The 14510-nt window shown below is 67.4% G+C and carries 11 protein-coding genes; 7 read left to right on the forward strand and 4 right to left on the reverse strand.

All coding sequences use genetic code 11. The features are described from left to right. Positions 1-51: 51 nt before the first annotated feature. The 3 genes from B6K69_RS02060 to B6K69_RS02070 are packed head-to-tail and all read left to right on the forward strand — an operon-like array spanning position 52 to position 3351. Positions 52-1533: a class I adenylate-forming enzyme family protein gene (locus tag B6K69_RS02060; RefSeq protein WP_108642599.1), complete on the forward strand. Its 1482-nt coding sequence runs from the start codon at positions 52-54 to the stop codon at positions 1531-1533. Continuing rightward, positions 1520-2152 carry a DsbA family oxidoreductase gene (locus B6K69_RS02065; protein WP_108642600.1) on the forward strand — a complete coding sequence of 211 codons (633 nt, stop codon included), beginning with the start codon at positions 1520-1522 and terminating at the stop codon, positions 2150-2152. Before B6K69_RS02060 ends, B6K69_RS02065 begins: the two co-directional genes overlap by 14 nt. Next, positions 2149-3351 carry a multidrug effflux MFS transporter gene (locus tag B6K69_RS02070; RefSeq protein WP_108642601.1) on the forward strand — a complete coding sequence of 401 codons (1203 nt, stop codon included), beginning with the start codon at positions 2149-2151 and terminating at the stop codon, positions 3349-3351. The genes B6K69_RS02065 and B6K69_RS02070 overlap by 4 nt, the downstream gene beginning before the upstream one ends. Here the strand turns inward: B6K69_RS02070 and mfd are convergent. Together mfd and B6K69_RS02080 are read right to left on the reverse strand one after the other, a co-directional pair. Then, positions 3314-6781: a transcription-repair coupling factor gene (gene mfd, locus B6K69_RS02075; protein WP_108642602.1), complete on the reverse strand. Its 3468-nt coding sequence runs from the start codon at positions 6779-6781 to the stop codon at positions 3314-3316. The two genes, B6K69_RS02070 and mfd, sit on opposite strands and share 38 nt — an antisense overlap. A gap of 8 nt (positions 6782-6789) precedes the next feature. Further along, a complete protein-coding gene (locus tag B6K69_RS02080) occupies positions 6790-7314 on the reverse strand; it encodes a component of SufBCD complex (protein WP_107672740.1) in 525 nt (174 codons plus the stop codon). A gap of 112 nt (positions 7315-7426) precedes the next feature. Here B6K69_RS02080 and hemB point away from each other — a divergent pair, with 112 nt between their 5' ends. The 3 genes from hemB to B6K69_RS02095 all read left to right on the forward strand — a co-directional run bounded on the left by hemB (position 7427) and on the right by B6K69_RS02095 (position 9770). Further along, complete coding sequence (gene hemB / locus B6K69_RS02085; RefSeq protein ID WP_108644734.1) at positions 7427-8425, forward strand: porphobilinogen synthase; 999 nt, start codon at positions 7427-7429, stop codon at positions 8423-8425. 147 nt (positions 8426-8572) lie between these two features. Beyond that, positions 8573-9130: a lipid-binding SYLF domain-containing protein gene (locus B6K69_RS02090; RefSeq protein ID WP_107672739.1), complete on the forward strand. Its 558-nt coding sequence runs from the start codon at positions 8573-8575 to the stop codon at positions 9128-9130. A 19-nt stretch (positions 9131-9149) separates the two neighbouring features. Beyond that, entirely contained in the window at positions 9150-9770 is a 621-nt protein-coding gene (locus B6K69_RS02095; RefSeq protein WP_108642603.1) for a DedA family protein, read from the forward strand. 3 nt (positions 9771-9773) lie between these two features. Here the strand turns inward: B6K69_RS02095 and B6K69_RS02100 are convergent, their stop codons facing one another. Beyond that, entirely contained in the window at positions 9774-10637 is an 864-nt protein-coding gene (locus B6K69_RS02100) for an NAD(P)-dependent oxidoreductase (RefSeq protein ID WP_107672737.1), read from the reverse strand. Positions 10638-10720: 83 nt separating this feature from the next. Here B6K69_RS02100 and B6K69_RS02105 point away from each other — a divergent pair, with 83 nt between their 5' ends. Continuing rightward, complete coding sequence (locus B6K69_RS02105; protein WP_108642604.1) at positions 10721-13195, forward strand: penicillin acylase family protein; 2475 nt, start codon at positions 10721-10723, stop codon at positions 13193-13195. On the opposite strand, the gene hflX is transcribed toward B6K69_RS02105, so the two are convergent. Beyond that, entirely contained in the window at positions 13196-14494 is a 1299-nt protein-coding gene (gene hflX / locus B6K69_RS02110; RefSeq protein ID WP_418260578.1) for a GTPase HflX, read from the reverse strand. Positions 14495-14510 lie beyond the last annotated feature (16 nt).

A 14510-nucleotide genomic window follows, 5' to 3' on the forward strand; every position in this document is an offset into this window, starting at 1 on the left:
CCAGCGCCTCGGGGCCTTGCAAGCCTGTGCAAGCATGTTAATGCCGGGCTTATGACCACACCCGATCTTTCCCGCTTCAACCTGGCCGCCCATGTGCTGGCGGCTGGGGCGGAAACACCCGACAAGGTCGCGCTGGCCATCCTGACGCTGACCGGCGCCGAACGCTGGAGCTATGCCCGGCTGATCCGCGCCGTGCGGGGCTGCGGCGGCTGGCTGCGCGCGCAGGGCCTGCGCCCCGGCGACCGCGTGCTGATCCGGCTGGGCAACCGCCCGGCCTATCCGGTGCTGTATCTGGGCGCGATTGCCGCCGGGATGGTGCCGGTGGCCACCTCGCCGCTGCTGACCGCGCCCGAGATCACCAGGATGGCCGCCGTGGTGCGCCCCCGGCTGACCGTGGCGGATGAGGCGGTGGCGGTGCCCGAAGGCGTGCCCGCCCTGCCCGGCGATCTGGCGGAATGGGAGGCGGCGGCACCCTGTGACTGGCATCTCGGCCCGGCCGAACGGGAAGGCTATATCGTCTTCACCTCGGGCACCTCTGGCACGCCGCTGGCGGTGCGCCACGCCCACCGGGCGATTCTGGCGCGCGGCTACATGTATCAGGGCTGGGAAGGGCTGGGTCCGAACGACCGGCTGCTGCATGCGGGCGCCTTCAACTGGACCTATACCATGGGCACCGGGCTGATGGACCCCTGGACCGTCGGGGCCACCGCCCTGATCGCGGCGCCCTCGGTCAGCCTTGACCACCTGTCGCTGGTGCTGCGCCGACATGACGCGACGATCCTTGCCGCCGTGCCCACCGTGCTGCGCCGCCTGTTGCGGGCCGGCCTGCCGGCCCTGCCCCGGCTGCGCCACGCGCTGTCCGCCGGCGAACCGCTGCCGCGCGACCTGCGCGCGGACTGGCAGGCCACGACCGGCACCGACATTCACGAAGCCCTGGGGATGAGCGAGGTTTCCACCTTCATCTCCGGCGCGCCCGACCGCCCGGCGCCGATGGGCGCCACCGGCTTTCCGCAGACCGGCCGCCGTGTTGCGGTGCTGGGTGACGATGGCCGCCCGCTGCCACCGGGTGAAATCGGCGTGCTGGCGATCTCGACCGCCGATCCGGGGCTGATGCTGTCCTACGAAGGCGCCGATCCGCCGCAAGGCCCGTGGTTCGCGACCGGCGATCTGGTGCATCAGGACCATGGCGGCGCGATCCATTACCACGGACGCGCCGATGAGATGATGAACCCCGGCGGCGTGCGGGTTTCCCCGCGCGAGGTGGAACAGGCCCTGCTGGGCCTGCCCGGTGTCACCGATCTGGCCGTGGCCGAGGTCGAGGTGGCGCCCGGCACCCGCGTGGCCCTGTGCTTCTACGCAGGCCAGCCTCTGCCGGAAGGCACGGCACAGGCCTTTGCGGCCGAACGCCTGGCCCGCTACAAATGCCCCCGAGGCTATGTCCATGTGTCCGAGATTCCGCGCGGACCCACCGGCAAGGTCAACCGCCGGGCGCTGGCCGCCCTTTATGGAAACGGCACGAATGATCCGGCTTGATATCTTTTCCGATCCCGTCTGCCCCTGGTGTTTCATCGGCAAGGCCAACCTTGACCGGGCGCTGGCGGCGGCCCCCGACCACCCGTTCGTCATCCAGTGGCATCCGTTCCAGTTGAACCCGGACATGCCGCCCGAAGGCATGGACAAGCGCGCCTATCTTGAGGCCAAGATGGGCGGCAAGGACCGGCTGGCCGCCGTCCATGAACGGCTGCGCGAAGTGGCCCGCACCGCCGGCGTGGCGCTGGACCCCGACAAGCCGAAGCGGATTCCCAACACGCTGGATGCCCACCGGCTGATCCATTGGGCCGGGATCGAGGGGCGGCAGATGGCCGTTGTCTCGGCCCTGTTCAGCGCCTACTGGACCGGCGGCCGCGACATCGGCCAGCCCGAGGTTCTGGCCGACATCGCCGATGCCTGCGGCATGGACCGCGCCGCCACCCTGCGCCTGCTGGCCAGCGACGCCGATGCCGACGACCTGCGCGCCCGCGATGCCGATGCGCGGCAAAAGGGCGTGAACGCGGTGCCCACCTTCCTGATCGCCCAGCAATATGTCGTCTCGGGCGCGCAACCGCCCGAGGTCTGGGCGCAGGTGATTGACGAGTTGAAGGCCCAGGAATGACCCGTCCGACCCCGGCGCCCGAACGCCTCAGCCAGGGCGAATTCATCGCGCTGATCGCGATGCTGTTCGCCACCATCGCGCTGTCGATCGACGCGATGCTGCCCGCGCTGCCCGAAATCGCCCAGACTCTGACCCCCGACGCGCCGAACCGCGCGCAACTGGTGCTGACCAGCTTTGTCTTCGGCATGGGGCTGGGCACGCTGGTTGCCGGCCCGTTGTCCGATGCCTTTGGCCGCAAGCCGGTGATCCTGTTCGGATCGGCGCTGTACTGCGTGGCGGCGCTGGCCTGTTATTTCGCCTCGTCGCTGGAACTGCTGCTGGTGGCCCGCGTGGTGCAGGGCATCGGCTCGGCTGGGCCGCGCACCGTGTCGATGGCGCTGATGCGCGATCTGTTCCAGGGCCGCGAAATGGCGCGGATCATGTCCTTTGCCATGATGGTCTTCACCATGGTGCCCGCGCTGGCGCCGCTGATGGGACAGGGCGTGATCGCGCTTTCGGACTGGCAGACCATCTTTCTGGTCTACATCGTCTTTGCCGCGATCACGATGGTCTGGCTGGGCCTGCGCCAGCCCGAGACGCTGCCGCCCCCGGCACGCCGCCCGCTTTCGGTGCGGGCCCTGGTCGCCGCCACGCGGGAACTGTTCAGCCACCGCGTCGTGCTGATCTCGATCCTGTGCCAGTCGCTGACGCTGGGCGCGCTGTTTTCGATGCTGTCGTCGATTCAGGGCATCTTCGACCTGCGCTTTGATCGCGCCGACCAGTTTCCGCTGTGGTTCGGGGTGATCGCGGTGCTGTCCGCCTTCGGCTCGATCCTCAACGCGAAGGTGGTGGTCAAGGTCGGGATGCGCCGCATGGTGACGGCAAGCTATGCCGCCGTGCTGGCACTGACGCTGCTGCATCTGGCGCTGGTGGCGACGGGCCTGATGCCCGAAACGCTGGCTTTTGCGGCCTTCGTGGCCTGGGGCGTTGCGATGTTCGGCATGATGGGGCTGACCATTGGCAACCTGAACGCCCTGGCGATGGAGCCGGTGGGCCATATTGCCGGGCTGGCGGCCAGCGTGATTTCGGCGATTGCCACCGTCGCCTCGGTCCTGCTGGCCATTCCGGTGGGTCAGGCCTTCGACGGCACGGCGCTGCCGCTGCTGGCCGGGGTTTCCGTCTTTATCGCGGCTTCGCTGCTGCTGATGCGGCGGGCGTAGCCGCCCGCGCCTGTTCGGCCAGATCGCGGGCAATGGCGAAGGCGCCCTTGATGCGGTCGGCCTCCGACTTCATCTCGCCCTGAAGCACGATCTTGTTGCCCTGCACCTTGGCCGCCGCGCCTTGCGCCTTGAGGAATTCGACCAGCCCCGCCGGATTGGCGAACTTGTCGTTGTGGAACTGCACCGTCGCGCCCTTCGGCCCCGCATCCAGCCGGCTGATGCCGGCCCGCTTGCACATCGCCTTGATGCGCACGATCAGCATCAGCGTGTTCACCTCTTTCGGCAGCGGGCCGAAACGGTCGATCAGCTCGGCGGCAAAGCCTTCCAGTTCCACCTTGGTGGTCAGGCTGCTGAGGCGGCGGTAAAGACCCAGCCGGATGTCGAGGTCGGGGATATAGTCCTCGGGGATCATCACCGGAACGCCCAGGTTCAACTGCGGGCTCCAGTCGTCTGAAATCGTGGACAGGCCCTGAAGATCGCCGGCCTTGATCCGGGCGATCGTCTCTTCCAGCATGTGCTGGTACAGCTCGTAGCCGACTTCCTTGATATGGCCCGACTGTTCCTCGCCCAGCAAATTGCCGGCGCCGCGCAGGTCAAGGTCATGGCTGGCCAGGTTGAACCCGGCGCCAAGGCTGTCCAGGCTGCCCAGCAGTTTCAGCCGCTTCTGCGCCTGCGGCGTCAGCGGGCTGCGCGGTTTTGTTGTCAGATAGCAATAGGCGCGGGTCTTGGACCGCCCCACCCGGCCACGGATCTGATACAGTTGCGACAGGCCGAACATGTCGGCCCGATGCACGATCATTGTGTTCGCGGTCGGAATATCCAGCCCGGATTCCACGATGGTCGTTGCCAGCAGCACGTCATACTTGCCGTCGTAGAACTGGTTCATCCGGTCATCCAGATCGCCCGCCGCCAGTTGCCCATGCGCGATGACATAGGACACTTCGGGAACATGGGTTTTCAGGAAATCCTCGATCTCGGGAATATCCGCCACCCGCGGCACCACATAGAAGGTCTGCCCGCCACGATACCGTTCGCGCAGCAGCGCCTCGCGGATGGTGATGCTGTCGAATTCGGAAATGTAGGTGCGGATCGCCAGCCGGTCCACCGGCGGGGTGGCGATGATCGACAGATCGCGCACCCCGGTCAGCGACAGTTGCAGCGTGCGCGGAATGGGCGTCGCGGTCAGCGTCAGGACGTGAACCTCGCTGCGCATTTCCTTCAGGCGTTCCTTGTGGGTCACGCCGAAATGCTGCTCCTCGTCGATGATCAGAAGGCCAAGGTTCTTGAAGCTGATCGACTTGGCCAGCAACGCATGGGTGCCCACCACGATGTCCACCGTGCCATCGGTCAGCCCGGCCCGCGTGGCATTGGCCTCTTTCGTGCCGACAAAGCGCGACAGCGGGCGCACCGTGATGGGGAAGCCGCGGAAGCGTTCGGCGAAACTGCGGTAATGCTGGCGGGCCAGAAGCGTGGTCGGGCAGATCACCGCCACCTGCATCCCCGACAGCGCGGCGACAAAGGCCGCGCGCATGGCAACCTCGGTCTTGCCGAAGCCCACGTCACCGACGATCAGCCGGTCCATCGGGCTGCCCTTTTCCAGATCGGCCACCACATCGGCGATGGCGGCAAGCTGGTCGTCGGTTTCCTGATAGGGGAAACGCGCGGCGAAGGCCTCCCAGATGGAATGAGGGGCTTCCAGGATCGGCGCATGGCGCAGCGCCCGTTCCGCCGCGACCCGCATCAGCCGGTCGGCGATTTCCTTGATGCGTTCCTTGAGCCTGGCCTTCTTGGCCTGCCAGGCCCCGCCGCCCAGCCGGTCAAGCAGGCCTTCGTCATGGCCATAGCGCGACAGAAGTTCGATGTTCTCGACCGGCAGATAGAGCTTGGCATTTTCGGCATATTCCAGCGCCACGCAGGCATGGGGCGCGCCAAGGGCGGTGATCGTCTCGATCCCCAGATAGCGCCCGACGCCATGTTCGACATGCACCACCAGATCGCCGGGCGACAAAGCATCAACTTCGCGCAGAAAGTTATCGGCCTTGCGGCGTTTTTTCGGCTTTCCGGTCAGACGGTCGCCCAGAACGTCCTGTTCCGAGATCACTGTCAGCCCCGGCGCGGTGAAGCCCGCTTCCAGCGCCCAGACCACCAGATGCACACCGCCCCGGGCCGGGGGCAGCGCCCGCAGGTCCGGCAGGTCTTCGGTGGCCAGGCCCTGATCGGACAGCAGCCCTTTCAGCCGGTCCCGCGCGCCTTCGGACCAACTGGCGATCACGACCGAAGATTGTTCGCGCAAACTGCGAACATGGTCGGCCAAGGCCGCGAAAAGACTTATCTTCTCTTGCTGCCGTTCCGGCGCGAAATTGCGTCCGATCCGGCCGCCGGCATCCAGCACGCCCGGCCCCGGCGCCTGCGGCAGCGGCGAAAGCTGGATCACCCGGCGGTCGGCCAGCGTTTCCTCCCAGCCGGCATCGTCCAGATACAGCAGCCCCGGCGCGACCGGCTTGTAGACCGTGTCGATGCGGCCCTTGGCCGACAGGGCCTCGGCGCGGGCGTCATAGGCGTCGTCGATGGCCTCCCACCGGGCCAGCCGCATGGGCGTGACCTGGTCATCCAGCATCACCACCGCCTGCGGCAGATAGTCGAACAGCGTCTCAAGCCGGTCATGGAAGAACGGCAGCCAGTGCTCCATCCCCTGATGCTTGCGGCCGGCGCTGACGGCTTCATACAGCGGATCTTCCGATCCGCCGGCCCCGAATTCGGCACGGTAGTTCTGGCGGAACCGGGTGATCGCCGCCGGGTCCAGGATCACCTCGGACACCGGCGCGAATTCGACGCGGGCCAGCTTTTCCACCGTCCGTTGCGTGGCCGCATCGAAGCGGCGCGCGCCGTCCAGCACATCGCCGAAGAAATCCAGCCGGATCGGCCCGCCCGGCCCCGGCGGGTAAATATCGACGATGCCGCCGCGAATGGCGAAATCGCCGGGCTCCGCCACGGTCGAGGCCGGGGTGAAGCCCATGCGCGCCAGAAATCCCTTGAGCCGCGCCTCATCCACCCGGTCGCCCACCGTGGCGCGGAAGGAGGAGGCCTGCACCACCTCACGCGCGGGCAACCGCTGGGTGGCGGCGCCCAGCGTGGTCAGCAGCACGAACGGCCCCGGCAGACCATCGGCCAGCAGCGCCAGCGTGGCCATGCGGCGGGCGGCAATCTCGGGGTTGGGGGACACGCGGTCGAAGGGCAGGCAATCCCAGGCCGGAAAATCGACCACCACCAGCCCCGGCGCCGCCACCGCCAGCGCGGCGCGCATCGCCTCGGCCCGCTTGTCGTCGCGCGCGACATGGATCACGGGGCGGCCCTTGGCCACTTCCCGCGCCAGAAGGAAGGCGTCCCAGCCCTCGGGCGCGCCGCCCAGGATGATGCGTTCGCCTGCCATGCTGCGGATCAATGCAGGAACGTGACGTGCATGATCTGGTAGGAACCGAACATGCCGGTGAAAAAGATCGCCAGCATCCCGACCACCTGGACCGACCGCCGGTGATACATCAGCCGGTGGTACAGGGCGCGGCCGGTATTCTCGCCCGCCTCGATCTTCAGCGCGGTGCGCAGCGACAGCCAGCCGATGGGCACCATCGGCAGCGCAAGGCAGAACAGCGCCTGCGCCAACTGGATGCCATACCAGAACCCAAGCACCACAAGGCTGGTCAGCAGGAAGGACACCAGTGCGAACAGCGGCACCGCCGCCTGACGCGACAGGTCCAGCAGGCGCCGGGCGTGAATTTCGGCCAGGGTTTCGACATCGGTCTGGGCTTGCCCGCCGTGGCGGCGGGCCTTTTGCAGCATGTCATAGGGCACGCCCATGACCCAGTAGCTGCTGACCGACCACAGGACCGCCACGACGATCCAGTACCAGATGCTCGAGAAGGATCTGGTGTCGATCACTCCGATGATGGTCTGATACCAGTCCACGGCCCGGCCCCTGCGTTTTTTGCCGCGCCCGACATCCCTTGAGGCGCGCGCCTTTCCATGGCAGGCAAGTGACAAGGCCGCAAGCCCCCAAGCCCGCCAAGATGGACAGATGATGCGCCCGATCTCAGCCCCTACCCCCGCCCTTCGCTTCCGCCGCCTGCGGCGCACCGCCGCGCTGCGCGCCCTGACGCAGGAAAACGTGCTCAGCACCGGCGATCTGATCTGGCCGCTGTTCGTGCGCGATGGCTTGGGTGTGGAAGAACCCATCGCCTCGATGCCGGGGGTCAGCCGGCTGTCGATCGACAAGGTGGTGCAGGCGGCGGAACTGGCGGCCGGGCTTGGAATTCCGGCGATCTGCCTGTTCCCCTACACCGACCCGTCCAAGAAGACCGAGCTGTGCGAAGAGGCCTGGAACCCCGACAATCTGGCCAACCGCGCCATCCGCGCCATCAAGCAGGCGGTGCCGGACATCGCGGTGATGACCGATGTCGCGCTGGACCCCTACAATTCCAACGGCCATGACGGGATCGTCCGCGATGGCATCATCGTGAACGATGAAACCGTCGAGGCGCTGGTCAGGATGTCGCTGGCACAGGCCGAGTCGGGGGCCGACATTCTGGGCCCGTCCGACATGATGGATGGCCGGATCGGCGCCATGCGCAGCGCGCTGGAAGCCGCCGGCCACAAGGATGTGTCGATCATGTCCTATTCCGCGAAATACGCCTCGGCCTTCTACGGCCCGTTCCGCGATGCGGTGGGGGCCAGCGGGGCGCTGAAGGGCGACAAGAAGACCTATCAGATGAACCCCGCCAACAGCGACGAGGCGCTGCGCCTGATCGAGCGCGACCTGCGCGAAGGCGCCGACATGGTGATGGTCAAACCGGGGATGCCCTATCTCGACATCTGCCGCCGCGTGAAGGATGCCTTTGGCGCACCGACCTTCGCCTATCAGGTGTCGGGCGAATACGCGATGCTCAAGGGCGCGGCGCTGAACGGCTGGGTCGATGGCGAGAAGGTTATGATGGAAAGCCTGATGGCGTTCAAACGCGCCGGCTGTGACGGCATCCTGACCTATTTCGCCCCCGAAGCGGCGCGGCTTCTGCGCGCCTGAACCGGCGAAAGCACCGCCCGACAGTCTTTGCGTGATCCCGCCGATGCGGGCCCTGCCTGTGCGAAACGCATGACAACTGCGCCGGAACACGCTAGATTTTGCGTCAATGGGGCCTCAGACCCCCGGATCAGGCAAAAGGGCAGAGCGATGGACAGGATCACACGACGTGGACTTCTGGCAGGGGCCGGCGCGACGGCCTTTCTGACCGCGGCTTGCGGCAACGGGGTTGGCTCGAACGGGTCGGCGCAGATCGACGCCCGGGTCGATGCCACGAAGAACTATCTTTTCAGCCGCTATCCCGGCACCAGCGATCTGGCCGCGCGCGCGTCGGGCGTGCTGTACATGCCGCTGATCACCGAGGCGGGGCTGATCTGGGGCGGGTCCTATGGGCGCGGCGCGCTGCAGATTCAGGGCGCCACGGTGGATTATTATTCGGCCACCAAGGCCAGCATCGGCCTGCAGGTCGGCGCCCAGCAATACGCCCACGCGCTGTTCTTCATGACGCCCGAGGCGCTGTCCGACTTCCGCCGCTCGCAGGGCTGGGCGGCATCGGCCGACCTGCGCTATGCCACGCCGGAAGAAGGCGGCAGCATCGGCAAGGCCACGACCGAGATCGACCCGGTGATCGCGCTGGTGTTCGGCCAGCAGGGGCTGATCGCAGGCGCCTCGCTGGCGGGCGTGAAATACACCCGCATCATCCCCTGACCGACGCGCGCCGCCGGCAATGTCGATCGAATCCCTGATTCAGGCCTATGGCCCGGCGGCGGTTTTTCTGGGCTGCTTTTTCGAAGGCGAGACGGCGGCCCTGCTGGGCGGTGTCTTTGCCCATCGCGGGCTGGATGGCGGCACCGCCGCCCTGATGCCCGATCCGGTTGGATCTGCGCGCTGGTTCGGTATCGGGGCCTGGTCGGGCATGGCGGCCGTCGCCGGGCTGGGCGCCTTTCTGGCCGATCAGATGTGGTTCCTGCTGTCGCGCCATGCGCCCGATGTCGGGCCGCTGCGCCGGCTGAGGCAGGCCGCCGCCGCCAGCCCGCTGCGAAGCCGGCTGGAAAGCAGCCGCCACCTGATGGCGATGCTGTTCCGCTTCATCCCCGGCACCCGTATCGCCGGCCCGATCCTGCTGGCACAGACCGCCCTGTCCTGGCCCGCCTTCGCGGCACTGAACGGGGCGTCGGTCTGTGTCTGGGCGTTGCTATTCACCGGGCTTGGCTACCATTTCGGCCTTGCCGCCGAGGCGCTTCTGGGCCGGCTGGCCGCGCATCACTGGCTGTGGCTGGTGGCCGGGCTGGCGCTGGCCGGGCTGGCGGCGCACCGTCTGGTGTTCCGCCGCCCGCCAAAGGGCTGAGGTCTAGCGCAGCCGGCGGATCAGGCTTGAGGTGTCGTTGCGCCCGCCGCCCATCAGTTGCACGTCCTTGTAGAACTGATCGACCAGCGCCGTCACCGGCAGCCGCGCGCCGATCTCGTCGGCGGTGGCAAGGCAGATGCCCAGATCCTTGCGCATCCAGTCCACCGCGAAGCCGAAATCGAACTGGTCGGCCAGCATGGTCTTGTGCCGGTTCGCCATCTGCCAGCTTCCCGCGGCGCCCTGGCTGATGACTTCTACCACCGCCTCGCCATCCAGCCCTGCCTTCTGGCCAAAGGCCAGCGCCTCGCTCAGCCCCTGCATCAGCCCGGCGATGCAGATCTGGTTCATCATCTTGGCCAGTTGTCCCGCGCCGCTGTCGCCCAGACGGCGGCAGATGCGGGCATAGGCGGCGATCACCGGCTCGGCGGCGGCGTAATCGTCCTCGCGGCCGCCGCACATGATGGAAAGCTGGCCGTTTTCAGCCCCCGCCTGCCCGCCCGACACCGGCGCATCGACAAAGCCCCGCCCCTTTTCGGCGGCCACCTCGGCCAGCTCTCGGGTCACACGGGCGGAAACCGTGGTGTGATCGACAAAGATCGCGCCGGGGTCCATGCCGGCAAAGGCCCCGTCCGGGCCAAGGCAGACCATGCGCAGGTCGTCGTCATTGCCCACGCAGGCCATCACGAATTCGGCACCAAGGGCAGCCTCGCGCGCGGTGGGCGCTGCGGTCCCTTCATGCTGTTCCAGCCAGCGTTCCGCCTTGCCGGACGAGCGATTCCAGACCGTCACGCGATGCCCGGCCCTTGCCAGATGCCCGGCCATCGGAAAGCCCATCACGCCCAGACCCAGAAATGCCACCTTTGCCATGCGCTTGCCTCCGCCTGTGATTTGCCCTTGAACCGAAGATGGACTAGGACGCCAAGGCGCCGCCGCCGTCAAGAAGGGCCCCGATGTACACGCTGTTCCGCTGGCTTGTCCGCCTGTTGACCGCCGCCGCCGTTCTGGGCGGCGTGGGCCTTCTGCTGCTTTACTGGTTCCTGTCGCGGTCTCTGGTCGATTATGACGAGGATTTTACCGTCAAGGGCATCACCGCCCCGGTCGAAGTGGTGCGCAACAACGACAGCGTGCCGCATATCTTCGGCAAGAGTGACGAGGATGTCTATTTCGCGCTTGGCTTCGTTCATGCGCAGGACAGGCTTTGGCAGATGACGATGCTGCGCCGCACCGCGCAGGGGCGACTTTCGGAACTGTTCGGCTCTGCCACGCTGGGCGTGGATGAACTGATGCGTCGGCTGGACCTCTACACCCTGTCGCTGGACAGCGTGGCGGCGCAGGATCCCAAGACTCTGGCCGCGCTTCAGGCCTATTCGGCCGGCGTCAATGCCTGGATCGAACAGGTGAATTCGGGCGCCCGTGGCCGGGGGGCGCCTGAATTCTGGATGTTCGAGCCCGAGATTTCCGCCTGGGCCCCGGCCGATTCCATCGCCATCCTGAAGCTGATGGCGCTGCAACTGTCCGGCCATGCCGAGGCCGAGGTGCTGCGTGCGCGCCTGTCGATGATCCTGTCGGCGGACCGGCTGGCCGACATCTTGCCGGAAGACCCGGGCAAGGGCGTGGCCGCCCTGCCCGACTATGCCGCGCTTGTGCCCGGCGCCCTGCCCGCCAGCAAGCCGCTGGATTTCGCGCTTGGCCCGTTCTCACCCCTGCCGCCCCTGGGCATGGCGGGCGCCTCGAACGCCTGGGCCGCCGCACCATCCCGCTCGGCCGCGGGGGCCGCGCTTCTGGCCAGCGATCCGCACCTTGGCTTTACCGCGCCGACGATCTGGTATCTGGCGCGGCTGGAACTGACCACCGGCGGCGTGATCGGCGGCACCATTCCCGGCGTTCCCGCCGTGCTGGTCGGGCGCAGCGAACAGATGGGCTGGGGCCTGACCACGGCCTATCTCGACGATCAGGATCTGGTGATCGAGAAGCTGAACCCCGACAACCCCGAGGAATACCTGCGCCCCGATGGCAGCTATGCCCGTTTCGACAGCCGGCAAAGCATTGTCACCGTCAAGGACGGCACCCCGCTGACGCTGACGCTGCGCTGGTCCGACCACGGCCCGATCCTGTCCGGCAAGCAGTTCGAGGTGGGCACCGTCACGCCCCCCGGCCATGTCGCGGCGCTATCCTGGACGGCGCTGTCGGGCGCGGACACGACCATGACCGCCGCGCTGCGGCTGATGTCGTCGCAAAACGTGGCCGAGGCCATCGAGGCGGGCCGGCTGCAGATCGCGCCGGCGCAGAACCTGATGCTGGCCGGCCCCGATGGCATTGCCCTTCAGGTGATCGGCCAGATGCCGGCGCGCGATGCAGCCCACCCGACCCAGGGCCGGATGCCCGCGCCGGGCTGGCTGCCGGCCACCGGCTTCAAGGGCAGCTTCCCCTATGAAGACAACCCGCGCTTCCTGAACCCGCCCTCGGGCCTGCTGGGCAACACCAACAACAAGACGGTGGACCGCCCCTTCCCCGACCATCTCAGCTTCCTCTGGGGCGATACGCAGCGCATCCAGCGCTGGCTGACGCTGATGAAATCGCGCGAGGTGCATACCCGCGAAAGTTTCATCGAGGCGCAGCTTGATACGGTCGACCCCACGTCGCGCGCCCTGCTGCCGCTGATCGGCGCCGATCTGTGGTTCACCGGCGACCCCGCCCCCGAAGGCACGCCGGAACGGTTCCGCCAGCGCGCGCTGATGCTGCTGGCCGAATGGAACGGCGAGATGAACGAGCATCTGCCCGAACCGCTGATCGCGGATGCCTGGATTCGCGCCCTGATGGACCGGCTGATCCGCGACGAGCTGGGCCCGATGGCCGACAGTTTCACCCACCCCGACCCGGTGTTCATCGAACGGGTGTTCCGCAATGTGAACGGCGCCTCGGTCTGGTGCGACGTGATCCAGTCGGCGGCGGTCGAGACCTGCACCGATCTGGCCCGCATCGCGCTGGATGAGGCGCTGTTGCGGTTGCAGGAAAAATGGGGGCCGAACCTGGAAAGCTGGCGCTGGGGCGATGCCCACCAGGCCACGCATGACCACCCGGTTCTGGGTCAGGTGCCCCTGCTGCGGCATTTCGTGAACATCCGCCAATCCACCAGCGGCGGCGATGATACGCTGATGCGCGGCCGCACCGCCGGCACCGGCGACAACCCGTTCCTGAACGTGCATGGCGCGGGCTATCGCGGCGTCTATGATTTTGCCGACCCGGATTCGTCTGTCTTCATCACCGCGACCGGCCAGTCGGGCCACCCCCTAAGCCGCCATTACGACGATCTGGGAGAGTTGTGGCGGCGTGGCGAGTATATCCCCATGAGTCTTGACCCCGCGCTGGCGCGGGCGGCGGCCCTTGGGGTGATGGTGCTGACCCCCGCCCCGGCGGCAGACTGATCAGGCCTCGCGCCAGCGCTTCTGCTGGCGCGCGGTCCAGCGCACGGTCACATCCCAGCCGGTTTCGGTATCGGCTTCCGACACCACCACCGCCTGATCGTGCAGCCAGGCCCGGCGGCGGCCGTCGGCAAAGCCAAGGTGAAGCGTCACCTCGGTCTTTTCCTCTTCGAAGGACTGCGAGATGCGGTCCAGGAGCGCGTCGATCCCTTCGCCCGTCAGCGCCGAAACCGGCAGCACATCGGGCCGCTGGGCCGATTGCGCCGCCAGCGCCTCGCGGTCCGAGGGACCGACCAGATCCAGCTTGTTCCAGACCTCGATCTGCGGGGTGGCCGAGGTCACGCCAAGGCTGGCCAGAATATCGGCCACATCGGCGGCCTGTTCGGCGGTTTCGGGGTGGCTGATGTCGCGGACATGGCAGATCAGATCGGCCGACAGCACCTCTTCCAGCGTGGCGCGGAAGGCGGCCACCAGTTGCGTCGGCAGGTCACTGATGAACCCCACCGTATCGGACAGGATGATCTTGCGGCCAGAGGGCAGCACCACGCCGCGCATCGTGGGGTCAAGCGTGGCGAACAGCATGTCCTTGGCCATGACCGAGGCGCCGGTGATCCGGTTGAACAGCGTCGATTTGCCGGCGTTGGTATAGCCGACCAGCGCGACAATCGGGAACGGCACCTTGGCCCGCGCGGCCCGGTGCAACTCGCGCGTCTTGACCACCCGTTCCAACTGGCGTTTCAGCCGCACCACCTGATCGTCAATGGCGCGGCGGTCGGATTCGATCTGGGTTTCCCCCGGACCGCCGACAAAGCCAAAGCCGCCCCGCTGGCGTTCAAGGTGGGTCCAGGCCCGCACAAGGCGGGACCGCTGATAGGACAGCGCCGCCAGTTCCACCTGCAACACGCCTTCGCGGGTGCGGGCGCGGTCGGCAAAGATTTCAAGGATCAGGCTGGTCCGGTCCAGAAGTTTGACGCCCCAGTCCTTTTCCAGATTGCGCTGCTGCACCGGCGTCACCGGCCCGTCCACCAGCACCAGCTCAATGCCTTCGGCCTTGAATCGGGTCTTCAGCTCTTCCAGCTTGCCGGTCCCGAACAGCGTGCCCGGCGCCACCTTGGACAGCCGCACGACTTCGGACCCGACCACCTCGATCGCGGGCAGCGCCATGGCCAGTGACACCGCTTCCGCCAGCCCGTGTTCGGGCAGGCGGCGGGTGTTGCGGGCCTTCAGGTCGGGGTGCAGCACCCAGGCACGGGTGGGCCGCGCCGCCGTTTCATAGGCATCGATTCCGCCGTCTTCGAACAGCGGATCGTCGTCGTCA

It is taken from the genome of Pseudogemmobacter blasticus (genome assembly GCF_003071405.1).
Classification (GTDB): Bacteria; Pseudomonadota; Alphaproteobacteria; order Rhodobacterales; family Rhodobacteraceae; genus Pseudogemmobacter; species Pseudogemmobacter blasticus.

Coding starts and splice junctions, on each gene's coding strand:
- B6K69_RS02060 (WP_108642599.1), top strand. CDS start 52: ATGACCACACCCGATCTTTCCCGCTTCAACCTGGCCGCCCATGTGCTG.
- B6K69_RS02065 (WP_108642600.1), top strand. CDS start 1,520: ATGATCCGGCTTGATATCTTTTCCGATCCCGTCTGCCCCTGGTGTTTC.
- B6K69_RS02070 (WP_108642601.1), top strand. CDS start 2,149: ATGACCCGTCCGACCCCGGCGCCCGAACGCCTCAGCCAGGGCGAATTC.
- mfd (WP_108642602.1), bottom strand. CDS start 6,781: ATGGCAGGCGAACGCATCATCCTGGGCGGCGCGCCCGAGGGCTGGGAC.
- hemB (WP_108644734.1), top strand. CDS start 7,427: ATGCGCCCGATCTCAGCCCCTACCCCCGCCCTTCGCTTCCGCCGCCTG.
- B6K69_RS02090 (WP_107672739.1), top strand. CDS start 8,573: ATGGACAGGATCACACGACGTGGACTTCTGGCAGGGGCCGGCGCGACG.
- B6K69_RS02095 (WP_108642603.1), top strand. CDS start 9,150: ATGTCGATCGAATCCCTGATTCAGGCCTATGGCCCGGCGGCGGTTTTT.
- B6K69_RS02100 (WP_107672737.1), bottom strand. CDS start 10,637: ATGGCAAAGGTGGCATTTCTGGGTCTGGGCGTGATGGGCTTTCCGATG.
- B6K69_RS02105 (WP_108642604.1), top strand. CDS start 10,721: ATGTACACGCTGTTCCGCTGGCTTGTCCGCCTGTTGACCGCCGCCGCC.